18 protein-coding genes are annotated in these 22,557 nt (G+C 67.1%); 7 read left to right on the top strand and 11 right to left on the bottom strand.

Going from position 1 to position 22,557, the window contains the following annotated elements; genetic code table 11:
- Nucleotides 1–3: 3 nt before the first annotated feature.
- Complete coding sequence (locus tag ACJJV6_RS12620; RefSeq protein WP_354176370.1) at nucleotides 4–972, top strand: ROK family protein; 969 nt, start codon at nucleotides 4–6, stop codon at nucleotides 970–972.
- Between the two features lie 9 nt (nucleotides 973–981).
- On the opposite strand, the gene ACJJV6_RS12615 is transcribed toward ACJJV6_RS12620, so the two are convergent.
- Nucleotides 982–2,763 carry a class I mannose-6-phosphate isomerase gene (locus ACJJV6_RS12615; protein ID WP_407709035.1) on the bottom strand — a complete coding sequence of 594 codons (1,782 nt, stop codon included), beginning with the start codon at nucleotides 2,761–2,763 and terminating at the stop codon, nucleotides 982–984.
- Nucleotides 2,764–2,855: 92 nt separating this feature from the next.
- On the opposite strand from ACJJV6_RS12615, the gene ACJJV6_RS12610 reads away from it, so the two are divergent.
- A complete protein-coding gene (locus ACJJV6_RS12610) occupies nucleotides 2,856–3,428 on the top strand; it encodes an SGNH/GDSL hydrolase family protein (protein WP_009356964.1) in 573 nt (190 codons plus the stop codon).
- Here ACJJV6_RS12610 and ACJJV6_RS12605 read toward each other — a convergent pair.
- From ACJJV6_RS12605 to ACJJV6_RS12590, 4 genes are all read right to left on the bottom strand, one after another.
- The gene (locus ACJJV6_RS12605) at nucleotides 3,409–4,590 is read right to left on the bottom strand and encodes an MGH1-like glycoside hydrolase domain-containing protein (protein WP_009356963.1); all 1,182 of its coding nucleotides are present in this window, start codon (nucleotides 4,588–4,590) and stop codon (nucleotides 3,409–3,411) included. The genes ACJJV6_RS12610 and ACJJV6_RS12605 overlap by 20 nt on opposite strands.
- Nucleotides 4,590–5,444: a carbohydrate ABC transporter permease gene (locus ACJJV6_RS12600; RefSeq protein ID WP_035752072.1), complete on the bottom strand. Its 855-nt coding sequence runs from the start codon at nucleotides 5,442–5,444 to the stop codon at nucleotides 4,590–4,592. The genes ACJJV6_RS12605 and ACJJV6_RS12600 overlap by 1 nt, the downstream gene beginning before the upstream one ends.
- Before the next feature lie 74 nt (nucleotides 5,445–5,518).
- Nucleotides 5,519–6,520, bottom strand: a complete 1,002-nt coding sequence (locus ACJJV6_RS12595; protein ID WP_009356961.1) for a carbohydrate ABC transporter permease — start codon at nucleotides 6,518–6,520, stop codon at nucleotides 5,519–5,521.
- Nucleotides 6,517–7,932 carry an extracellular solute-binding protein gene (locus tag ACJJV6_RS12590; protein ID WP_354176423.1) on the bottom strand — a complete coding sequence of 472 codons (1,416 nt, stop codon included), beginning with the start codon at nucleotides 7,930–7,932 and terminating at the stop codon, nucleotides 6,517–6,519. Before ACJJV6_RS12590 ends, ACJJV6_RS12595 begins: the two co-directional genes overlap by 4 nt.
- Before the next feature lie 296 nt (nucleotides 7,933–8,228).
- Here ACJJV6_RS12590 and ACJJV6_RS12585 point away from each other — a divergent pair, with 296 nt between their 5' ends.
- Complete coding sequence (locus tag ACJJV6_RS12585; RefSeq protein WP_009356960.1) at nucleotides 8,229–9,377, top strand: ROK family protein; 1,149 nt, start codon at nucleotides 8,229–8,231, stop codon at nucleotides 9,375–9,377.
- A gap of 86 nt (nucleotides 9,378–9,463) precedes the next feature.
- Nucleotides 9,464–9,793 (top strand): DUF6457 domain-containing protein, encoded by a 330-nt coding sequence (locus ACJJV6_RS12580; protein ID WP_009356959.1) that lies wholly within the window; start codon nucleotides 9,464–9,466, stop codon nucleotides 9,791–9,793.
- A gap of 74 nt (nucleotides 9,794–9,867) precedes the next feature.
- Here the strand turns inward: ACJJV6_RS12580 and ACJJV6_RS12575 are convergent, their stop codons facing one another.
- The gene (locus ACJJV6_RS12575; RefSeq protein ID WP_407709034.1) at nucleotides 9,868–12,195 is read right to left on the bottom strand and encodes an FdhF/YdeP family oxidoreductase; all 2,328 of its coding nucleotides are present in this window, start codon (nucleotides 12,193–12,195) and stop codon (nucleotides 9,868–9,870) included.
- A gap of 191 nt (nucleotides 12,196–12,386) precedes the next feature.
- Between ACJJV6_RS12575 and ACJJV6_RS12570 the strand changes: the two genes are divergently transcribed.
- Together ACJJV6_RS12570 and ACJJV6_RS12565 are read left to right on the top strand one after the other, a co-directional pair.
- Complete coding sequence (locus tag ACJJV6_RS12570) at nucleotides 12,387–14,030, top strand: RecQ family ATP-dependent DNA helicase (RefSeq protein WP_407709033.1); 1,644 nt, start codon at nucleotides 12,387–12,389, stop codon at nucleotides 14,028–14,030.
- 34 nt (nucleotides 14,031–14,064) lie between these two features.
- Nucleotides 14,065–15,267: a TerC family protein gene (locus ACJJV6_RS12565; RefSeq protein WP_354176377.1), complete on the top strand. Its 1,203-nt coding sequence runs from the start codon at nucleotides 14,065–14,067 to the stop codon at nucleotides 15,265–15,267.
- A 608-nt stretch (nucleotides 15,268–15,875) separates the two neighbouring features.
- Here ACJJV6_RS12565 and eda read toward each other — a convergent pair.
- The 5 genes from eda to ACJJV6_RS12540 all read right to left on the bottom strand — a co-directional run bounded on the left by eda (nucleotide 15,876) and on the right by ACJJV6_RS12540 (nucleotide 21,638).
- Nucleotides 15,876–16,502, bottom strand: a complete 627-nt coding sequence (gene eda / locus ACJJV6_RS12560) for a bifunctional 4-hydroxy-2-oxoglutarate aldolase/2-dehydro-3-deoxy-phosphogluconate aldolase (RefSeq protein WP_009356956.1) — start codon at nucleotides 16,500–16,502, stop codon at nucleotides 15,876–15,878.
- Nucleotides 16,495–17,880 carry a mannitol dehydrogenase family protein gene (locus ACJJV6_RS12555; protein ID WP_407709032.1) on the bottom strand — a complete coding sequence of 462 codons (1,386 nt, stop codon included), beginning with the start codon at nucleotides 17,878–17,880 and terminating at the stop codon, nucleotides 16,495–16,497. The genes eda and ACJJV6_RS12555 overlap by 8 nt, the downstream gene beginning before the upstream one ends.
- A 68-nt stretch (nucleotides 17,881–17,948) precedes the next feature.
- A complete protein-coding gene (locus tag ACJJV6_RS12550) occupies nucleotides 17,949–18,899 on the bottom strand; it encodes a sugar kinase (RefSeq protein WP_407710500.1) in 951 nt (316 codons plus the stop codon).
- Nucleotides 18,900–18,937: 38 nt separating this feature from the next.
- Nucleotides 18,938–20,149, bottom strand: a complete 1,212-nt coding sequence (manD, locus tag ACJJV6_RS12545; RefSeq protein WP_407709031.1) for a D-mannonate dehydratase ManD — start codon at nucleotides 20,147–20,149, stop codon at nucleotides 18,938–18,940.
- Nucleotides 20,150–20,246: 97 nt separating this feature from the next.
- Nucleotides 20,247–21,638 (bottom strand): MFS transporter, encoded by a 1,392-nt coding sequence (locus ACJJV6_RS12540; RefSeq protein WP_407709030.1) that lies wholly within the window; start codon nucleotides 21,636–21,638, stop codon nucleotides 20,247–20,249.
- A 174-nt stretch (nucleotides 21,639–21,812) separates the two neighbouring features.
- Between ACJJV6_RS12540 and ACJJV6_RS12535 the strand changes: the two genes are divergently transcribed.
- Complete coding sequence (locus ACJJV6_RS12535) at nucleotides 21,813–22,544, top strand: GntR family transcriptional regulator (protein WP_133351639.1); 732 nt, start codon at nucleotides 21,813–21,815, stop codon at nucleotides 22,542–22,544.
- Nucleotides 22,545–22,557: the final 13 nt, after the last annotated feature.

Genomic DNA, 22,557 nt, shown 5'->3' with positions numbered 1-22,557 from the left:
CAGGTGGACAACGGCGGCAAGCCAACGCCGGTACTGGAGATCGGCGGCACGCATGTAACGGCGGCCCTGGTGAGCAGCCCTGGCAATAGGGAACAGCAGTGGGCCGTGGTCCCGGACAGCGTGGTGCGGCGCGGCCTTGACGCGAACGCTTCCGCGGACACCCTCCTGGATGGCCTGGCGGCCGCGGCACGGGACATCGGCGCTCGCCATGACGGCTGCTGGGGTGTCGCGCTGCCCGGCCCCTTCGACTATGCGAACGGGGTGGCCCTGTATGAGCATGTGGGCAAGTTCGACCAACTCCGCGGCGTGGATATCAGGGCCGGGCTGCGGTCACGGCTGCAGGACGCGATGAGGAGCGCCTGGTTCCTTAACGACGCCGACGCGTTCGGCATCGGCGAGGTGGCCCTGGGTGCTGCCGGGGACAGCCGCCGGGCCGTGTGCCTCACGCTGGGAACAGGTGTGGGTTCGGCGTTCCTTGCCGACGGTGTTCCGGTGAAGGCCGGGCCGGACGTGCCGCCGGACGGCAGCTGTTACCTGCTGCAGTACCGGGGCCGCCCGCTTGAGGAGACCGTCTCCCGCCGGGCGATCCGCCGCGCCTACGCTGCGGAGATGCCCGACGCCGGCGCCCCGGACGTGCGAGCCATAGCGGAGGCGTGCCGGGCCGGCGACGCCGTGGCCGTGGCAGTCCTTGGGCGCGCCTTTGCTGCCCTTGGCGAGGCCGTGGGCCCGTTTCTGTTGCGGTTCGGTGCGGAGGTCCTCATCGTAGGAGGCTCCATGGCCGGCTCCTGGGACATCGTGGAACCGGCGGTCCGTCAGGGGCTGGTGGCGGTACATCCGCAACTGGCTGCGCTGCCGCTCCGGAAGGCTGCGCGGTCCGAGGAAGCCGGGCTGGTGGGGGCCGCCTGGTGGGCGTGGACCCGGGAGTTCGGCCGGAGGCAGGCAGCTCGGAGGGAAGTCCGGGCCGAACCTTAGGCACAGCCCTCAGGCGGGCCGGCCGACAACCCTGGCGGGCAGGTCCGTTTCGGTGCCGCGGACGTAGGCCTTCACCGTGGCCAGCTTCTGGCCTGTCCCGGCACCGTGGGGGCGGATGGTGTAGGCACCCACGGCGGCGGGAATGATGAAGGTTTCGGCGTAGTTCACCACGAACGGCTCGAAGCGGCCATCCGGGCTCTCCACCACGGCTTCGGGGCCTTCCACCAGGTTGAGGACATTGACGGTGCCGCGGGTGTGGTGTTCCACGGTGCCGGTGAACCAGTGCCGCCGCACCTCGATGAACTCGAGTTCGTGCAGGCCTGTCCGCTCCTCGGTCCAGCCCGGGCCCGAGCCCAGCTCCTCCACCTGGTCCAGCAGTTGCTCCTTCACCCATACCGTGTCGCGGTCCCACTGGATATTCCGGCTGGCGTGGTCCACGTGGATGGGCCGGGGCCTGCCGTCCAGTCCCACCCGGTCCCAGTCCCACATTTTGAAGGTAAAGATGTAGGGCGTCGCCGAGATCTCCAGCACCATCGAGTTGGCGCCGGACGCATGCACCGTGCCGGCCGGGATGGAGAAGTGGTCGTGCTTGCGCGCCGGAAAGGCGTTGACGTAATCCTCCGCCGGGAAGTGCGTGCCGCCGTCGGACGCTTCCTTCAGCGCCCTGACCATGGCCGCCGGGTCCGTCCCGGATTTGAGCCCCAGGTACACCACCGCGTCAGGGCCGGCGTCCAGGAGGTAGTAGCTCTCGTCCTGCGTGTAATGCATGCCGAACCGGTCCTGGATGTAGTCCGTGAGCGGATGGACCTGCAGCGAGAGGTTGCCGCCGCCCATGGTGTCCAGGAAGTCGAAGCGGATGGGGAATTCAGCGCCGAACCGGGCGAAGGTCTGCGGTCCCAGCAGCGCAGCGGGCTGGGTGAACACCACGTTCAGGGATGGCAGTTCCACCACCTGTCCGCCCACGTCCAGCAGGATGCTGTTCTCCTCCGGAACGCAGTCGAAGCACCAGGCGTAGTTGTCCGCCTCCGCGTCCAGTCCGATGACCTTCTTCATCCACTGCCCGCCCCACACGCCGGGATCGAAGAACGGCACCACGCGGAACGGTGCCGCGGCGGCCGCGGCCATCCCGCGGTGGAACGTCTCCCCCGTGATCAGCGTGGCCCCGGCGATGCTGCGGTTGGTGTCCAGGACGTAGTCGACGGCGGGGAACATCTGCCGCTTGTGCCGGTCCGCCACCCGCCATTCCACGAAAAAGCTGCGCTTGTACTTGCGCAGGTTGTCCTCGTTGGTGTTGTGGCAGCGCCAGTTCGGGGCCCCGGCTCGCTGGCGCTGCTGAAGTTCCCAGCGCGCCATGTCCGCGAGGACCAGCGTGCGCTCGGGCAGCGGCACCAGGGCGGCTCCCCAGCCCACCAGGACCACGGGAACGTCCGACGCCGACACCCGGGTTGCCAGGCCGGCAAGCCTTCCGGCGTCGTAGAAGTCGGCAAGGGTGTGATGGCTCAGGACGCCAAAGACGCGGTCGTCCGTGAGGTTGGCGGCGATCAGGGCGTCGATGTCCGCGATGGGCAGGGCGGCAAGGTCCTCGACATCCAGGATCCGGTGGCCGGGCAGCGCTTCCGCAATAGAGGCTTTCAGTTCATCCAGCCGGACGCCCGGGTAGGTGTCCACCACCACCGGCTTATCCGCACGGGCCGCTTCCTGCCAGGCTGCGTGTCCGGTCCAGGCCTGATGGTGCCCTGGAACGGTGACGGTGGGAAATTTGTCGTAGCTGCTGGCGGGAAAGGGGCTCATGGACTTCCGATCGGGAAAGCGGTCTTGATAACGTTGCCGGCACGTCGGCGGCCCACCCGGGGCTGCGTAGCTGGCGGAGGGCAGGAGCCGGGATGCGGCGGATGGTTTCGTACGGTCACTCGTGGATTGACGGGGATGGCGCGTCCGCGCCGTCGTTGCGCCTGGCCGCCCGGGCAGCAGCAGGGCTGGGACTGGAGCTGGACAACCGGGGCGTCGGCGGCAGCAGCAGCACCGGAACAGCCGCGCTGGTCCGGGACGCCGCTCCCCCGCCGGCCGCCCTCTACCTGCTCATGACGGGACTGAACGATCTTCGCCTGGGCGGCGAGTCGCCGTCGTCCCTTGAAAACTATGCCGGCGCGCTGCGGACCATCCTGGCCGCCTTCCGGCGGGCGGCCCCGGGGGCGCTGGTGGTTGCCGTGGCGCAGCCTCCGCTGCTGGACTTCAGCCTCCACGCTCCCCACAACCGGGGCTCGAACGGCCTGGTGAATGTGTACAACGACCAACTGCGGCGGGTGGCGGAAAGGTTCCCCGGCGTGGTGGTTGCGGAGGCCGACGGCTGGGACGCGGGCACCATGCTGGCGGAGGACACCGTGCACGCCAACGACGCGGGCCACGAATGCCTGGCCCGCGCCGTTGTGGCGGCCGCTACTGCTGCATGGCAATGACGAGGCCCGCCCACGTCTGGGGCACGGCACCCAGGCCGCGTCCGTTGTCCGGGTTCCAGTACTCGGCCCAGCCGCTGGCAACAGCGCCGGCTTCCGTAAGCTTCGCCAGCGACGCCGCTTCATCGTCCATGCCCTGGCGCCGGAAGGCCTGCTGGAACAGGTAGTTCAGCGGCGGCCACGCCGGGCCGCGCCAGTAGGTGTCCGGGTCGTACGCGGGGTGGGACCTGGCCACATTTGCGGGACCGTAGGGTGCCCCGAACCGGGCGGGGTCTGCCAGCTGCGCGAGGGCGGCCCTGGCTTTGGCACGGTCTGCGGTGACCAGGGCTCCCATCACGCCGTCGCTGATGGGGATGCTGACGGACGGGCCGCCGCCCACCACCGCAAGGTCTGACCAAAGCTGTTCGCTGTCATCCCACAGCTGTTCGTCCATGGCCTCCGCGAGCGCCGCCGCCCGTGCTTCGAGTTCCGGGTCGCCGGTGATGGCGGCGAGCTCGCGGAGGTTGAAGGCGGTGTAGGCGTTGAAGGCCGCCGGGCAGGCGACGAAGCTCGTGGACCAGCACGCGGCGCCGTCCGCCGAGAAGGACACCTCCGCCATGCGTTCCTTGTTCCAGGCTGTCCGTGCGGACCGGCTGTAGCCGTCACTGGTCCTGCCCGGGGCGCCCCAGTCATCCCAGCGCGGGGAATGGTCGTTTCCGGCTTCCCACGGATGGACAACATAGATGAGGCCCTCGGGTGTGCGCCGGTTCTCCCACAGCCAGTCCAGCCCCGCCCGCGCCCTGGCAAGGGTGGCGGCTGACAGCTGGATGCCGGCGTCGGACATCACCCTTGCGGCGTGCCCGAACATGGGCGGCTGGGTCAGCGAGGACGTCCCGGGAAGGGGACCCAGCCAGGTGTCCGGCCCCGCTCCGCCGTAGCGCATGTGCGGCACCATCCCGCCGGCAAGCTGGCCGGCAAGGACGGCGTCCAGTTCCTGGGCGGCCGCCCTGCCGTCACCCAGCTTCGCCCAGAGGACTGCATGGAAGCAGGAGTCCCACAGCCACAGGTGCGGATAGGTTCCGGGGTTGGGCACCGAGTAGCCGTGCTCCGCGCGCCAGTGCGCCGCCAGGAGACCACGGACGGTCTCCCGGAGGCCGCTGGTACCTGCCCCTGTTGCGGACGCCATCAGCCTTTCTCCGCGCCTGCGGTGAGGCCCTCGGTGAGGAGCCGCTCCGCGGCGAAGAAGATGATGATGATGGGCAGGGTCAGGATCACCGAGCCCGCCATCAGCACGGTGGTGGGCACCTCGATGCTTCCTGCCAGCTGGGACAGGCCCAGCGAGACCGTCCAGCTGGGCCGGGTGTTGACCAGGAACAGCAGCGCGAAGAGGAACTCGTTCCACGCGATCATGAACACGAACAGGCCGTTGGAGATGATGGCGGGCATGGCCAGCGGCAGGCTGATCCGGCGCAGGACGCCGAGCCTGCTGGCGCCGTCCAGGGCGGCGGCTTCCTCCAGGCTGGTGGGGATGGTGTCGAAGTAGTTCCGCAGCATGTAGATGGTCACCGGGATCACCTGCGCCACGTAGACAATCAGCAGCGCCACCAGCTGGCCGCGCAGGCCCAGGCGGGTGAAGAAGGTGAACAGGGGGATGGCCAGCAGGATGCTGGGGAACAGGTACACGGCCAGGAACAGGGCGCTGACCTGGCGGCGGCCGAAGAAGTTCAGCCGGCTGATGGCGTAGGAGCCCGGGATGGCCACCAGCAGCGAAATCAGCACCGTGCCCAGCGCCACCAGGGCACTGTTGCCCATGAACCTCAGGAAGCCCTGGCCGCCGTCCTCCTGCGGCGTCATGATGCTCACGTAGGAGCCCCAGTCCAGTTCGGCGAGCGGAATGACCAGTGAGCCCGGGTCCCGCAGGAGCGAGTCCAGGGGCCGGATGGACAGGATGAACATGTAGTAGAACGGGAAAAGCGTCACCAGCACCAGGCCGACGATCACCACCCAGCGCAGCACGCCGAAGATCCTGGTTTCGATCACGTCCCGCGTCCAGCGGGACCCTTCAGGGGGCCGGGGCGAAGAGGCCGGGCGCCGTGTTTCGACGGGAACCGCCATCAGGAGACCTCCTCTTTCTTCGCGAAGAACTTGATGTAGACGCCCACGAACAGGCCCAGGATGAGGGCCAGGACCAGTGCCTGGGCGGATGCCGCGCCAATGTCGCCGCGGGCGGTGAGGTAGTTGAACACGGTAACGGCCACCACTTCGGTGCCGCCGCCACCGCCGGTGAGCAGGTAGATGTCATCGAAGCTGTTGAACGTCCAGATGAAGCGCAGGACGGACAGCATGGCCATGGTGGGCAGCAGCTGCGGCAGGATGATGTGGAAGAACCGCTGGATGGGCGTGGCGCCGTCCACCCGGGCCGCCTCCTCCAGGCTGTCCGGCACTGCGTTGAGCCGGGCGGTGAGGAACAGGAAGGCGAACGGGAAGGACCGCCACCACTCGAACACGATGACCGTGATCAGGGCTGTGGGGATCTGGAACTCCAGGCCCAGGAGGGAGACGTCCCTGACCCGCTCGCTGAGGAACGGAATGGCTTCCTCCCAGCCGAACAGCCGCTTCCCCCAGTAGTTGACCAGCCCGAATTGGGGATCGAGCATGGTGGTCCAGGTGAAGGTGACGGCCACGATCGGGGCGACGTACGGGATGAGCATGGAGGCCCGGATCAGCGTCCTGCCCTTGAACGGCTTGCGCAGGGCGAGGGCGGCTATCAGGCCCAGGATGATGGCCCCGGCCGTGCCCAGGATGGAGTACGCCAGGGTGGTTGCCAGCGACTGGAAGAAGCTGCTGGAGAAGACGTTGTCGAAGTTGGCCACGGTGTACGGGCCGAAGATCCCTGCCGTGCGGATGTTGAGGATCCGCACGCGCTGGAACGCCAGCACCAGGGTCCAGAGGATGGGCAACACCACCATGACCAGGACCAGCACCAGCGTTGGGGACAGCAGGGTGAGGCCGGCGCGCTGCTCCTCGCGGGCCATCGGGGAAAGCTTGCGGCGCCCCCGCAGGCCGGCGGCTGATGCCGCCGGTCCTGCCGGAGCGTCCTTTTGGGTGGAACTCACTGCAGCGAATCCTTGATGGACTTGAGGGAATCGGCCGCCTGCTTGGCTGCGGTCTCGGGATCAACGCCGCCGGAGGTGACGTCGCTGACGGCCTTGGCGATGGGCAGCTCACCCAGGGCAGCGCCCACCAGGTCGCCCTGGCCCTGCGTGATGCCCCAGCGCTTCAGCTCATCGGGACCCTGCTCCAGCACGGAGAGGACGTCCTCGGAGTAGAAGTTGCCCAGCGGTTCCTTCTTGTCCACGCCGGCGGGCATCGTCTTCCACTTGTCCGCGTATTCGGTGGGGTTGTCGGCGGTGCCGGCACGGACCGGAAGGCGTCCTTCCGGAGCGATGGAGAGCCAGTCAACGTAGCCCTCGGTCATGAAGTACTCCACGAATTTCCGGGCGGAGTCGCTGGCCGAGTCCTTGGTGACCGTCCACGAGACCACTTCGCCGAACTGGGCGGGCTGGTCGCCGTCGGGGCCCTGGATGCCGGTCACGACGCCGGTGTTCTTGGCCAGGAAGGCGGGGTCCGCGGCGCATTCGGGGCAGGTGGGGGCGGCGTCGTTGCGGAGGCCGGCCATTTCATCCAGCAGGAAAGTGGACCAGATGGCCATCGCTGCCTGCCCGGCGAAGTAGGAGGCTCGGACGGTGTCCACGTCCTGGGCGCCCGGCACCGAGTAGTCCTTCAGCATGTCGCGGTAGAAGGTGAGGGCTCCCACGCATTCGGGGCTGTCGAAGGTGATGTCGCCCTGGTCGTTGACCATTTCGCAGCCGTTGCCCTGCGCGATGTGCTCGAAGGTCTGCTGCGTGAAGGCCTCGCCCGGCTTGTTGGCCGCGGCGATGCCCGCCAGCTCAGGCGTATCCAGCTTTTGTGCTGCCGCCTTGATGTCGTCGTAGGTCTTGGGCGCCGTGAGGCCGGCCTTCTCGAACAGGTCCTTGCGGTAGTACAGGAGCTGCTGCCACGAGGAGTCCGGCACTGACAGCTGCTCGTCGCCGTCGCGCGTCAGCTCAAGGGCACGCTCGGAGAAGGTGCCTTCGCCGAGGCTCTCCACGATCGCCTTGTTCGTGTCGCTGTCCACCAGGTCATTGGCGGCAAGCGTGCGGACCTGCGCCAGCGAGATGGAGCCGATGACGTCGGGAAGGTCGCCTGCTGCTGCCGACGAGGTGAGGACCTGGTTGAACTGGTCCTCGGGGACGCCCACCAGGTCAACCTGCACGCCGGTGGCCGCGGTGAATTTCTCGATAATGGCCTCGGTCTTGGCCACGCGGTCGGGCAGGGTGTCGGCGGTCCAGACGGTGATGGGTTCCCCGCCGGTTCCCCCTGTGGGCCCGGTGTCCGAACCCTCGTCCTGCGTACAGCCCGCCAGCATTGCCACGGCCAGCGCTGCTGTGGCAACGGCGGCCACCGTGGATCTGCCTCTGGTTCTCATCACTTCGATGCTCCTGTCCTAGGCGGCGCTTTTGATGCCGCGTCCTCGCGCATTCGGCGCCTGTTCCTGCCGGGACCGCCGACTTTGGCTGTCCGGCACAGCGGGTGCTGCTTACCCGCCGCGGGCTGTGAGCACAGTCACAGGCACCGAACTTGTGCCTAAAGGCTATCCAGATGTTGTCTAGCTGTCTAGCATTAGCTGCAGACTCATTCGACATGTTGATGCACGAGTTGTGCCCTATTGGCTGCCCGGCCAATAGGATTGCGAAAGTGCCTTTTCGACCGTAGGAGCAGCAAATGTACGTGGGACCCGGGGATGTCCTTCACTTGGTCAGGTCCGGAAAAGCAGTCACCCGCGGCGACATCCAGGAAGAGACCGGCATGTCCCGGATGACGGTGGCACAGCGCGTAGACGCCCTCCTGAAGGCCGAGCTGATCCGCGAGGCCGGTGCTGCCAGGCCTTCCGGCGGACGGCGGCCCACCCACCTTGCCTTCAACCTGCAGCATTCCTTCACCATTTCGGCAACGGTGGAAACAACGTCCAGCCGGGTGGCACTGACGGACCTCGACGGCACCGTCATCGCCGACGAACACGTGGACACCGCCGTCGACGACGGGCCGGAAAAGGTCCTGCGCGCCATCATGGACGCGGCGCAGCGGCTGCTGAAACAGACCAGGACCCCCGTGTCCAAGGTTTCCGGCGTGGGCCTGTCCATTCCCGGTCCCGTGGATCCGCATACCCTGCGTCCCAGCCAGCCGCCCATTATGCCTGGCTGGGACGCCTACCCCGTCGTGGAACTCATCCAGGACACCTTCGACGTTCCGGTACTGGTGGAGAACGACGCCGACGCCATGGCCGTCGGCGAGTACACCGCCGGTTTCAAGGGCACGCCGTCGCTCTGCCTGGTGAAGGCGTCCACCGGCATCGGCACCGGGCTGGTGATCAACGGCGAGATCTACCAGGGCGTCGACGGCGGCGCGGGCGACATCGGGCATGTCCGCCACCCTGCATTCTCGGCATTGCAGTGCCAGTGCGGCTCCTTCGGCTGCCTGGCGGCCGGCGCCAGCGGCGGCGCGATTGCCCGGCAGCTCACGGAGCTGGGGATCCCGGCGTCGTCGGGCAAGGACGTGCGCCAGCAACTCCTCGCCGGAAACCTCGACACGATGCGGCTGACCCATGAGGCCGGCCAGCGGCTGGGCGAGGTGATGGCCACCGTGGTGTGCCTGCTCAACCCGGCCGTGCTGCTGATCGCCGGGGACCTTGCCTCGTCGTCGCTGATCGGCGGCATCCGCGAGACGCTGTACCCCATGTCCCTCCCCCGGGCCACCCGGCACCTGGACGTCCGGCTGGCGGCCCTGGGCGAGGATGCAGGCATCCGGGGCATGTCCTCGCTCCTGGTCAACCAGGTGTTTTCGCCTGCAGCGGTGAACGCCCGGCTCTCCTGACCATCGCTGGTGACTTCCGTCCGCAAGCCTTGTAGTGTCGGCAGCGGACGGCAAAACCCGGCGATTTCGATGGCAAGGAGCGGACCATGGCAGTCAACGACGACGAAGCACAGGTACTGGACCAGTGGAGCAACCGGCTGGCGCAGGCCCTGCAGATCCTGGACCTGAAAGTGGACCACGAGCTGCTCCTGGACCTGGCCCGCAAGTCCGCGGGCAACGTCATCCACGCGGCAGCGCCGGTCACCACGTTCCTGGTGGGCTACGCCGCCGGGCTGGACGCGGGGACGGGCAGCGCCGGAACGCGGGAGGCGTCGTCGGCTGCCGTGGAGAAGGCCGCCGGGGTCGCTTTCCAGCTGTGTGAGGACGGGCCCGACGGCGGTCCGGCCAGCCGGGGCTGGGCGGACACCGGGCAGTAACCAGCCGGTGGTTGAGCCTGTCGAAATCAGGGTTTCGACAGGCTCAACCACCGGATACGGGCTCAACCCACCGGTTAGCCCCAGGCGGTGGGCTCCTCCTCCAGCACGGGCACAGGTTCGAGCCGGACAATAACTGCCTTCGACGCCGGCGTCTGGCTTCCCTCCGCCACGCTTTCCAGCGGCACCAGCACGTTCGCCTCCGGGTAGTACGCCGCCGCGCAGCCGCGGGCCGAGGGATAGGACACCACGCGGTAGTTCCGCAGCACCCGGTCCACCCCGTCGGAGTACACGCCGTGGATGTCCACGTGCTGCCCGTCAGACAGCCCCAGTTCCGCCAGGTCTGCGGGGTTCACGAACACCACCTCGCGGCCTTTCTTGATTCCGCGGTACCGGTCGTTGTGGCCGTAGATGGTGGTATTGAACTGGTCGTGCGAGCGCATGGTCTGCAGGATCAGGGTCCCCGCAGGGCGTTCCACATGCTCCAGTTCATTGACCGTGAGGATTGCCTTGCCGGTGGGCGTGTTGAACGTCCTCGAGTCGCGGGGGCCGTTGGGCAGGATGAACCCGCCGTCCTGCCGGACCTTCCGGTTGTAGTCCTCGCAGCCGTTCACCACGTGGGAGATGTGGTCCCGGATCAGGTCATAGTTCTTTTCAAAGCCGGCCCAGTCCGCGGAGGTCCGCCCGCCCACGGTGGCGGCGGCGAGCCGGCAGACGATGGCCACCTCGGAGAGCAGGCCCGGGGCCACCGGCTCCACGGTTCCGTGCGAGGCGTGCACGGCGCAGACGGTGTCCTCCACGGAGACAAACTGCGGCCCGGACTCCTGCCGGTCGATCTCCGTCCGGCCCAGGGTGGGCAGGATGAGCGCCTCGGCGCCGGTGACCGCGTGCGAGTGGTTGAGCTTGGTGGAGATCTGGACGGACAGCTCCGTGTTCTCCATCGCCTCCTCCGCGGCGTGCGTGTCCGAGATGGCGCCCACGAAATTGCCGCCGAGCGCGATGAATACCTTGATGCCGCCGTCGCGCATGGCCCGCACGGTCTGGACGGCGTCCAGGCCGTGCTCACGGGGCGGTTCAAAAGCGAACTCCTGCCCCAGGGCGTCCAGGAAGGCGGGGGGCATCTGTTCCCAGATCCCCATGGTCCTGTCGCCCTGGACGTTGCTGTGCCCGCGGATGGGTGAAGCGCCGGCGCCCGGCTTGCCCATGTTGCCGCGGAGCAGGAGCAGGTTGATCATCTCCTTGATGGTGGCCACGCCCTTTTTCTGCTGCGTGATGCCCATCGCCCAGGTGATGATCACCCGGTCCGCTGCGACGTAGCGGGCCGCCAGTTCCTCGATCTCCTCCAGGCGGAGCCCGGTGGCTTCCAGCACGGTGGCGTCGTCCAGCCGGGCAAGGTGGGCCCGCAGCTCCGCCAGCCCGTCACAGTGCTCCTCGAGGAATTTGTGGTCCAGCACGGTCCCGGGATGGGCGTCTTCGGCTTCGAGGACGCGCTTGGAGATGGCCTGCAGCAGCGCCATGTCCCCACCGATCCGCACCTGCAGGAACTGGTCGGCCAGGTCCGTGCCGCGCCCGATGATGCCCTTCACCTTCTGCGGGTTCTTGTACCGCATCAGCCCGGCCTCCGGCAGCGGGTTGACGGCCACGATCTTGCAGCCGGCTTCTTTGGCTTCCTCCAGGGCGGTGAGCATCCGCGGATGGTTGGTGCCCGGGTTTTGTCCCATGACGATGATGAGGTCAGCTTTGGCGAAGTCGTCGTAGGACACCGTTGCCTTGCCCACGCCGATGGTCTGGCCCATGGCCCAGCCGGAGGACTCGTGGCACATGTTGGAGCAGTCCGGCAGGTTGTTGGTGCCGTAGGCGCGGATGAACAGCTGGTAGAGGAAGGCGGCCTCGTTGGAGGTCCGGCCGCTGGTGTAGAACGCGGCCTGGTTGGGGTCAGGGAGCGACGCCAGCTTATTGGCGATGATGCCGAATGCCTGGTCCCAGCTGACCGGACGGTAGTGGTCCTCCCCCGCCGGTTTGTACACCGGTTCGGTGAGGCGGCCCTGCATGCCCAGCCAGTATTCCGAGCGGTCCCGCAGCTCGCTGACAGGATGTCCGGCCCAGAACTCCGAGCCGATGACCACTGGCGTTGCCTCCCAGGTCACCGCCTTGGCCCCGTTTTCGCAGAACTCGAACGTCTTGCGGTGGCCCGGGTCCGGCCAGGCGCAGCTCATGCAGTCGAAGCCGTCCTTCTGGTTCAGCGCCAGCAGGGTCTTCCGCGACCGCTCCACCCCCATGTGCTCCAGCGCCGGCTTCATGGAGTAGTAGACGCCGGGCACTCCGGCAGCCCAGGATTTTGGATGGCCGGTCACTTCCAGTTCGGACTCGTCGGCTTCTTCGACCTTCGGGTTCTTGCGCGTCACGCTGCACACTCCTCGGCTGATTCCTGGTCCCCATTACCCACGGCATCCGCCGGCGGACCAGCTTCTTCCACAGTTGTTCAGCGGGTCATGGAAGTCAAGGGATGCACGACGGCGGCTCCTGCCTGGCGTAGGCTGGTTCCCGCGGCTGAAGCAAGCGGCTGCGGGACCCACTGCGCGGAGCTGCCTTCTACATGTCCGACGATCTTGCCCTCGCCGCCCTGGCGGCATCTTCCTTTTCCCTGCCCTCATTGCGGGACGGCCAGCTGGCCGGCATGAGCGCCCTGGTGGCCGACCGCGACGTCCTGGCCGTGATGCCCACCGGGTACGGCAAATCCGCCATCTACCAGGTGGCCGCCCAGCACCTGCACAAGACGACCGGACGCCCCGCCGTCGTGGTGTCACCCCTCATAGCCCTGCAGGAGGACCAGCAGGATGCCTTGGCCGGGGACCTTGGCCCAGGGGCCGCCGTCGTCATTAATTCGTCGCACAGCGATTCCGAGGTGGAGGCCGCCTGGCAGGCTGTCGAGTCCGGGAAAGCCACCTTCGTGTTCCTGGCCCCCGAACAGCTGGCCAAGAAGGAGACGGTGGACCGCCTGGCCGCCCTGGACATCTCCCTGTTCGTGGTGGACGAGGCACACTGCGTTTCCTCCTGGGGCCACGACTTCCGCCCCGACTACCTTGGCCTGGGCAGCGTCCGGGAACGGCTGGGCAACCCGCCCGTGGCGGCGCTCACCGCCACCGCGGCACCGCCCGTGCGGGACGAGATCGTGGCCCGGCTGGACATGCGGAACCCGCTGGTGCTGGTGCACGGTTTTGACCGGCCCAACATTTCCCTGGATGTGGTCCGCCACCATGAGGACAAGGGCAAGCGCAAGGCCGTGCTTGAGCAGGTCGCGGAGTTCGCGCGGGACGGGCACGGGCTGCTCTATGCCGCCACCCGGCAGGACACGGAGAAGTACGCCGCCAAGCTTGCCGGGCTGGGGCTGCGCAGCGAGGCGTACCACGCGGGCAGGTCGGCCGCGGACCGGGAGAGGATCCACGAGCTGTTCCTCCATGACGGGCTGGATGTCGTGGTGGCCACCACCGCCTTCGGGATGGGCATCGACAAACCCAACGTCTGCTTTGTGGTCCATGCGGACATTCCGGAGTCGCTGGATGCCTACTATCAGGAGATCGGCCGGGCAGGGCGGGACGGGAAGCCTGCCGCGGCGGTGCTGCACTACCGGTCCGAGGACCTGGGCCTGCGGAAGTTCTTCACCACCAGTTCACCGGACCCGGAACGCCTCCTGGCGGTGCTGAAGGTCCTCAAGGCCGCGCACGCGGCCACGCCGAAGTCATCCCTGGCCGAGCTGACCGGTTTCCCCGCCCGCCGGGTCACCGGGCTGCTCAACCAGCTTGAGGAGGCGGGCGCCGTCGCCATCGGCAGACGGGGCGTCCGGCTCGCCTCCAAGGCCAAGCTGCCCGCCCTGGTGGAGGACGCCGTCGAACTTGCCGAGGCGCGGCAGCGGGTGGAGCAGTCCCGTCTCAGCATGATGCGGGCCTACGCGGAGACGGACGGCTGCCGGCGGCAGTTCCTGCTGGGCTACTTCGGTGAGGACCTGCCCGACCCGTGCGGCAACTGCGATGGCTGCGCCGCGGCGTCCGGCCGGCAGGGGGCGAAGAAGCTCGCGGACGATCCGTTCCCGCTGCAGTCCACGGTGGTGCACAAGGAATGGGGTCCCGGCCTGGTCATGCGGCACGAGGATGACGTCATTACCGTCCTGTTCGAACAGGAGGGATACAAGACCTTGTCGCGTTCGGCCGTCGTGAAGCATGAACTGCTCAAGCCCGCGTAGGCTTGAAGGACACTGACGACGAAAGGCCTGCCGCGTGGAAGTACCCTCCATAGTCTGGATCTTGACCATCGCAGGAATCGTTGGCCTGCTGGCCTTCGACTTCTTCTTCCATGTCCGGAAGGCCCACACGCCGTCCCTTAAGGAAGCCGCCGTCTGGTCCGCCATCTATGTGGGCATCGCGGTGCTCTTCGGGCTTGGGGTGCTCATCCTGGGCGGCACCACCATGGGCGCGGAGTATTTCGCGGGGTACATCACGGAGAAGGCGCTGTCCGTGGACAACCTTTTCGTCTTCCTCATCATTATGGCGAGCTTCCGGGTGCCGCGCGCTGATCAGCAGAAGGTACTGCTGTTCGGCATTGTCTTCTCCCTGATCGCCCGCACGGGGTTCATCCTCCTGGGCGCCGCGCTGATCAACAGCTTCGCGTGGGTGTTCTACATCTTCGGCCTGATTTTGCTGATCACCGCCGGCAACCTGCTCAAGCCGGGCAGCCACGACGACGACGAGTCCGAAGGCCTGGTGGTCCGGCTCGCCAAGAAGTACCTCCCGGCGTCGGCCCACTACGACGGCGACAAGCTCTTCACCATGGAGAACGGCAAACGGGTCCTCACCCCTATGCTGCTGGTGATGGTGGCGATCGGCGGCACGGACATCCTGTTCGCCCTGGATTCCATTCCGGCAATCTTCGGCCTGACCCAGAACGTGTTCATCGTGTTCACCGCCACGGCCTTCTCCCTGATGGGCCTGCGGCAGCTGTTCTTCCTGATCGACGGGCTGCTGGACCGGCTGATCTTCCTCTCCTACGGCCTTGCCGCCATCCTGGGCTTCATCGGCGTCAAGCTCATCCTGCACGCGCTCCACGAGAACACGCTGCCGTTTATCAACGACGGCGAGCACGTGAACGTCGTGGAGGTGAGCACCGGCGTTTCGCTGTCCGTCATCCTGGGGGTCCTGGTGGTCACGGTGGTGGCCTCCATCTTCAGCCCCAAGGGCAAGGCCAAGAACGCCGTCTCCGGAGCCAAGCGGCATGCCGTGGAGTATCTGGACCTCAACTACGAGACGGACATGGTGGAGCGGGACAAGATCTTCGCCCGGATGTGCCGCGAGGAGGACCAGATCCGCAAGCTTCCGGAGAAGTACAAGCGGCTGATCCGCAACGAGACCGAGTTCCTGGAACTGCTCCGGAGCGCCCACGACGAACACGACAAGGCCCAGGTCCGCGCGGACGCCAAGGGCTGACCCGCCCGGCACAGCAGGGGCAGCGGACGACGGCGGGAGGTCCCGCCGTCGTCCGCTGCCCTTTGAGCGGGTCTACTGCGGCTCGCATGCCTTCAGCGATCCGGCGTGCTGGCGGGCTCCGTCCGCGACGAAGTGCCCGAAGGTGTCATAGTCAAAGGCCTCGGCCACACCCTTGTAGTAGTTCACGTCCAGCGTGCCCGCCGTCGCCTCGGTGGAGACGATGATGCCTACGCAACTTGCGCGATTATTTGCTGCCTGGGCCGGGGCGGCCCCGGCGGTGAAAGCGAAGAGCCCTGCTGCGCAGAGCAGGGTGAAACGGCGGACGTGGGTGTTCTTGGCTTGACCTCTTCACAACGATGGGGATCCCCATCAAAGGCTGGCATTGTCTGCGGCCGCCGCCGGCAGTCCGGCGGAACAACCAGACGGACCTTCGTTGCCCCCAGTGCGCGGACCAGACGCGGCGTCCCGTGACGGGAACGCCTTCGGCTACCACTGCGGGCGTGCTGACCAATGCGCGCCCGTGAGAAGAGTACTGCTGCTGCCGGCCGGCGTCCACGGGTTTTTGCCCGCCCCGGGGGCCGGGACGGGCGTATCCAGCTGCGGTTGAGCTACCGCCCGAGCCGGGCCGCCTCGCTGGCCAGTACCCTGATCCTGGCCCAGTCCTTGGCGGCGACGGCGGCTGCCGGAGTCAGCCAGCTGCCGCCCACGCAGGCAACATTCGGCAGCTTCAGGTAGTCAGGCGCGGTGGCCAGGCTGATGCCGCCCGTGGGGCAGAACCGGACGTGCGGGATGGGTGCCCCGATGGCTGACAGGTAGCCGGGGCCGCCGGCAGGACCGGCCGGGAAGAACTTCATGGTGTCCAGGCCCTGTTCCAGGACCGCCATCACTTCGCCCACCGTGGCCACGCCCGGCAGCACCGGGACGTCCAGGGCGAGCATCGAGCTGAGCAGGGCGGGGGTGACGCCGGGGCTGACCAGGAACCGGGCGCCCGCCGCCACGGCGGCATCGGCCTGCGCCGGCGTGAGGATGGTGCCGGCTCCCACCAGGATCTCCGGGACTTCAGTGGCGATGAGCTTCAGCGATGTCAAGGCTGATTCGGTCCGCAGCGTCAGCTCGATGATCTTCACGCCGCCGTCGGCCAGCGCCCGGGCCAGGGGGACGGCGTCCTGGGGTTCGTCGATGGTGACCACCGGAATCACCGGTGAGACGTTCAGGACGGCGGAGGCATCAGCCATGGTTGATCTCGTTTCCCAGGCCTTCCGGCCCGTTGTTTTCCAGAATGCGGTACCAGTGCAGCAGCAGTCCGGTGAAGCCCTCGTGCTGTGCCAGGTCTTGGTCGAAGGCGGGCCGGAAGCCCAGCAGTGCCGGCACCACGTCCTCCGGCATCCGGGTGGCTGGCAGGACGGCATGCAGTCCGGCGGCAAGCGGATCGTTGAGATCCGCCGCCGGGGTGATTGCCACATGCCGCATCCAGGCCGCAATGGCCAAGGCGGCCCAGCGAGGTTCCCGCCCGGCGTCGAAAGTTCCCCGGATGGTGGGGATCAGGCGCAGCCCGATTTTCTGCGACCCGTCGCTGCCCACTTTCGCTGTGGTGTGCCCGAGTGCGGGGTTGGCGAAGCGGCGGAGCACCTCGGCACAGTACTGCCCGCCGTCCAGCCCGGCAGGCAAGGCAATGGTGGGGAGCGCTTCCTCAAGCATCATCCGGCGGCACGCGGTGCGGAAGGCGGGGTCGGCGACGGCGTCGCTGATGGTTTCCTTCCCCGCTGCGAGGCCGAGGTAGGCCAGCATTGAGTGGCTGGCGTTGAGCAGCCGCAGTTTGGCGGCTTCCCAGGCGGGCACATCGGCGCTTAAGAAGGCGCCGGCGTCCTCCCAGCGCGGGCGGCCGGCGGCAAAGTTGTCCTCGATGACCCACTCTTTGAAGGGCTCGGCCACCACGGCCGCTTCATCCCGCAGTCCCAGTTCGTGTTCGACGGCGGTCAGGTCGCCTTCCGTACTGGCCGGCACCATCCGGTCGACCATGGTGCTGGGGAAGGTCACGTTGTCCTGGAGCCAGGCCAGCAGCGGCCCGCTTTCCGCTGTGGGAAGGGAAGCAGCGAAGCCGCGGACCAGTGTCCCCGTCAGTTCGCCGTTGCCCGGCAGATTGTCGCAGGACAATACAGTGACCGGACCTGCCCCGTTCAGGGCGCGTTGCTGCAGTCCGCGGGTGATCTGGCCGATGGCGGTCCGTGGCGGTTGACCGGCGAGATCAGCCTGGATCTCGGGGTCGTCGAGGTCCAGGGTGTGGGTCCGGGGATCGAAGCGGTAGCCCTTTTCCGTGATGGTGAGCGTGACCACCTTGGTGGCTGCAGCGGCGATCCGTTCCACCACCAGTTCCGGGGTGTCCCGGCCGGAGATGGCTTCGACGATACTGGAAACGACGCGCGCCGGGGCTGCGCCGTCGCCGCGTTCGGCCACGGTGAAGAGCCCGTCCTGCGGGGCTAGCTGCCTGGCCACGGTGTCCGAGCGCTGGGTGACGCCGATGATGCCCCATTCGTAGTCGCCGGCAGCGAGCATGGCGTCTTCGGTGAACACCGCCGTATGGGCGCGGGCGAATGCGCCCAGGCCCAGGTGCACGATGCCCGGCTGCAGCTTTCCGCGTTCCAGTGCCGCCTGCCGGCCGTGTCCGGCCAGGGTTTCAAGGCTTAGGCGTGCGATGGCAGTTCTCCCTTCACGGAGTCATGTGCGGCCGCGGAGACCCCCGCGGCGGCATGCGCCCGCGTCTGGTCAAAGGAGGGGATGAATCCTGTTCCGCCCTTGCCGCCCACCACCAGTGACGATGCCGCGGCACCGTAGCGGGCCGCCGTCGGGAAACTGTCCCCCAGCACCAGCCGGGCGGTCAGCGTTCCCACGAAGGAGTCTCCCGCGCCTGTTTGGTCCACCACGGCCGGGGCAGGGATCGCAGGGACCCAGGTGCAGCCGTCGGCCGACTCGAGCTGGACGCCCTCGGCCCCGCACGTGACGGCAACGAGTTCCGTGCCCTGCGCCAGCAGCTTGCCGGCTGCTTCCCGGGGCGACGAAGCCCCCAGGAGTGTGCTTGTTTCGCCGGGGAAGCTGGGCGTGACCAGGAAGGCCCGGGGCGCGAGTTCGGCGAGTACCGCCGTCGCGTCTTCCGCGGTGGTGAGGCGGGGACGGAAGTTGGGGTCGAAGACAAAACGCGTGGCCAGGCCCGCGGCCTTGACGACGGCGGCGCGTGACGTGGCCGAAACCGCGCAGGCGATGCCGCCCGCGACGACGGCGCCCGCCGACTCGAACACGCGGGGGTCGACGTCGTCCGGGGCCAGGGTGGAGCCGACGCTGCCGCTGCGGGCATAGGAGAACTCACGCTGGCCGTCGGGGTCGCAGTGCACCAGGTAGACGCCCTGCTGCCCAGACCGGAACTTCAGCAGGTCCGTGGAGATGCCAAGTTCCGCGATCCTGGCGGCGATCGCCTTGCCCAGGTCGTCGTCGGTCAGGACCGCGAGAAGCCCCACCCGTGCGCCGGCGGCCGCTGCGGCCGCCGCCACGTTGAGGGCGTCGCCGGAGATACCCAACTGCGCAGGAACCCCGTGGCCGAAGGCCTGGTCGGTGGCGACTTCCACGAGGATCTCCCCCATGGCCACCACATCAAAGTCATCCCGGGTTGCTGCTGCGTTCACCAGTCGTGCACCGATCCGTCGAGCCGGCGGTTGACCGGCAGGTATTTGGGGTCGAAGGGGAAGCGCGCGGCGGCTTCCTCGTCGAACTCTACGCCGATGCCGGGAGCATCACCCGGATGCATGTAGCCGTCGTTAAAGGCATAGGAGGTCTTGAAAACCTCGTTCGCCGGCTCCCGGTGGCCCATGTATTCCTGGATGCCGAAGTTGGGGATGCTCATGTCCACGTGCAGCGCCGCGGCGAACGATGCCGGCGAGAGGTCACCGGCTCCATGCGAGCCGGAGCGCACGCCGTAGAGGTCCGCGAGCGAGAAGATCCGCCGCAGGTGGGTGATGCCGCCGGCGTGGGACACCGAGGTGCGGATGTAGTCGATCAGGCGTTCGGTGATGAGCTGCTGGCAGTCCCAGATCGAGTTGAACACCTCGCCCACCGCGATGGGAGTGGTGGTGTGCTGGCGGATCAGCCGGAACGCCGACTGGTCCTCCGCGGGGGTCGGGTCCTCGATCCAGAACGGGCGGTACTGCTCCAGGGAGGCGCCTAGCCGGCCGGCCTCGATGGGGGTGAGCCGGTGATGGACGTCGTGCAGGACGTGGATGCCGTAGCCGAACTGCTCCCGGACGTGCGCCATCATCTTCGGCGCGAAGTCAAGGTACGCGGTGGTTTCCCAGGTGTCTTCCTGCGGAACGTTGCTGCTGGCGGGTTCGTAGAGCTTTCCGTCCACCGGGGCGATGCCGTAGGTCTTGTCCAGGCCGGGGACGGCGGCCTGGGCCCGGATGGCCTTGTAGCCGAGGTCCAGGTGGTGCTGGAAATCCTCGCTGAGGTCCTCCAGGGTGGTGCCGCTGGCGTGGCCGTAGACCATCACGCCTTCCCGGGCGGCGCCGCCGAGGAGTTCGTACACCGGCATGCCGGCGGCCTTGCCCTTGATGTCCCACAGGGCGACGTCGATCGCGGCGATCGCGGTCATGGTCACCGGTCCGCGGCGCCAGTAGGCCCCCTTGTAGAAGTACTGCCAGGCGTCCTCGATGCGGCGTGCGTCGCGGCCGATCAGCAGCGGGCACAGGTGGTCGGCAAGGTAGGAGGCCACTGCCAGCTCCCGGCCGTTGAGGGTGGCGTCGCCGATGCCGGTAATGCCGTCCTCGGTCTCAATTACGAGGGTGACATAGTTCCGTCCGGGCGACGAAACCACTACCCGTGCGTCGGTGATCTTCACTGGTTGGTCCTTCAAGTGTTTTTTGGAGAGAGGCAGTCAGGTCGCAGTAAGTGCCGTTATGAGCCGCCATAACGGCCCTTACTGCTACTCAGTTGGGTTAGCGGTCGGACGTGACGCTCTGGCCCGCGTGTGCCTGGGGAAGCGCCCAGTCCGCGTATTCGCGACCGCCCAGTCGGCGGGGTGCGGTTTCCGGAAGCAAGCTGAGGCAGACCACGCTGACCAGGATGAGGGCCGAGACATAGATGGCCACGCCGCCAATTGAGCCTCCCGAGGCTGCCAGCAGGGCAGTTGCCACCACGGTAAAGGGTCCGCTGGCGATCATGGCGCCAAACTGCCACACCACGGAGACGCCGGTGTATCGGCCCTGGACCGGGAACAGCTCAGGGTAGTAGGAGGCCTGCGGGGCGTAGGTTCCTGCGTGGCCGAGTGCCAGACCTGCGATCAGGATCGCCACGATGGGGAGTGGGTCGCCGCTGGCGATGGCGCTAAAGGCAGGCCAGATGAGGACGAGGTTCAGCACTGCGGCGCCGAGGAAGATCTTTTTCCGGCCGAAACGGTCGGTGAGGTGTCCCCAGATGGGGATCATGATCAGTTCGGCCACGATGGCGATAATGATCGCCTGCAGGACGAAGGCAGAATCATTGCCCAGATGCTTGGAGTAGGCCACCAGGAACACGGTGTAGAAGGGGAACACTGCAGCCTCAACGAACTTCGACCCCATACCCAGGAGGACCTCACGCCGGCTGTTCTTGAAGACCACCTTCATGGGGGCTTGCTGGGCTGCGGCGTTCTCCTTCACGGCCTTGAAGGTTTCCGATTCATCCACCCGAAGCCGGATGTACAGGCCTACGGCCACCACCAAAATGCTCAGGAGGAACGGGATGCGCCATCCCCAGGCGAGGAACTGGTCCTCAGAGAGCTGGGTGGTCAGGAAAGCGAACAGTGCGGAAGGCACAAGGTACGCAGCAGGTGACCCCAACTGGACCAAACTGGCGTAAAAACCCCTGCGGTTGGGCGGGGCCGCTTCGGCTGTGAGCAGGACAGCGCCGCCTTGTTCACCGCCAACGCCAAAGCCTTGGATCAGCCTGACGAAGACGAGGATGACAGCAGCCCAAAGGCCGATAGTTTCGTAGGTGGGAAGCAGCCCGATGGCGAACGTACCGAGGCCCGTGAGCAGGAGCGTATAAACGAGCGCCTTCTTCCGCCCGATCCGGTCCCCCACCATGCCCCAGACAATGCCACCCAAGGGCCGGGCAAAGAAGCCGACAGCGTAGGTGGAGAAGGCGGCGAGGGTGCCCAGCAGGGGATCGATCTCGGGGAAAAAGATCTTGTTAAACACCAGCGCGGAGGCTGTGCCATAGATGAAAAAGTCGTAGTACTCCGCCATCGTGCCTATGAAGGATGCAGCAGCGGTGCGCCGCACCTTCTTGATGTCGTGCTGCGCCGGCGCGCCGGCAACCGCACTGGTTCCTGGCCTTGAAACGTCCATTATTTTGCAGTCCTTCTTCCTTGGAGGCTGGGGATCCGGCAGGCCCGTCATTTCGGTCGCTCTGCTGGAGGAAAAGAGGTTTTGTTTAGGATGCCCGACACCTCTAGGTGCCGTTTGCTGACTACCATACAAGCACTACCATTCTAGTTTGTCAACGGTAGCTAGACTGGTTCCATGGCAACCGGCAAGAGCGATAAAGGGCAGATTCCACGGCTGTCCGTTCGCGACCAGACACTCGAGGCGCTGCGGCGCCGAATCATTTCACTGGAGCTTCCTCCCGGCGAACCCCTGTCCGAAAATGAGCTGGCCCAGGAGATGGGCGTCAGCCGTACACCCGTCCGCGAAAGCCTGATCCTCCTGCGCGAGGAAGGCCTGGTGCAGGTTTTTCCGCAAATTGGTTCCTTTGTGTCCCTCGTGGACCTTTCCAGGGTTGCGGAGGCCCAGTTCGTCCGCGAAGCCATCGAATGTGCTTCCCTGCACGACTTTGCAGCCGACGCCGCGGGAATTTCCGGCCTCCGCGACATCCTGGCCAGCCAGCGCGATGCCGAAGCCAAGGGGGACATCGAGGAGTTCTTCCGGCTGGACGAGGATTTCCACCGCGAACTGCTGCGCCTGGCCGGCCATGAATCGGCCTGGACGGCGGTCAACTCGGCAAAAGCGCACCTCGACAGGGCACGACGGCTCAGCCTGATCGACACGCGTCCGGTGTCCACCCTCATCGAGCAGCACACCGCGGTGGTGGATGCCTTGGAAGCCAGGAATGTTGCCGAGGCGGACAGTTCGCTGCGGCTGCACCTGCGCGGCGTGTTCGAGGACGTTAAACGGATCCAGGCCTCCTCCCCCGACCTCTTTTCCGACGGCACCGCCCGCCGCCCCGTCCGCAGGAACGTCGCCCGGCTCTCCTAGGGCTGTATTGTCG

Origin of the sequence: Arthrobacter nitrophenolicus, assembly GCF_045833485.1 — a bacterium.
Classification (GTDB): Bacteria; Actinomycetota; Actinomycetes; order Actinomycetales; family Micrococcaceae; genus Arthrobacter; species Arthrobacter nitrophenolicus.
The sequence above is the reverse complement of the archived record's forward strand: the minus strand, read 5'-3'. Positions and strand labels throughout refer to the sequence as shown.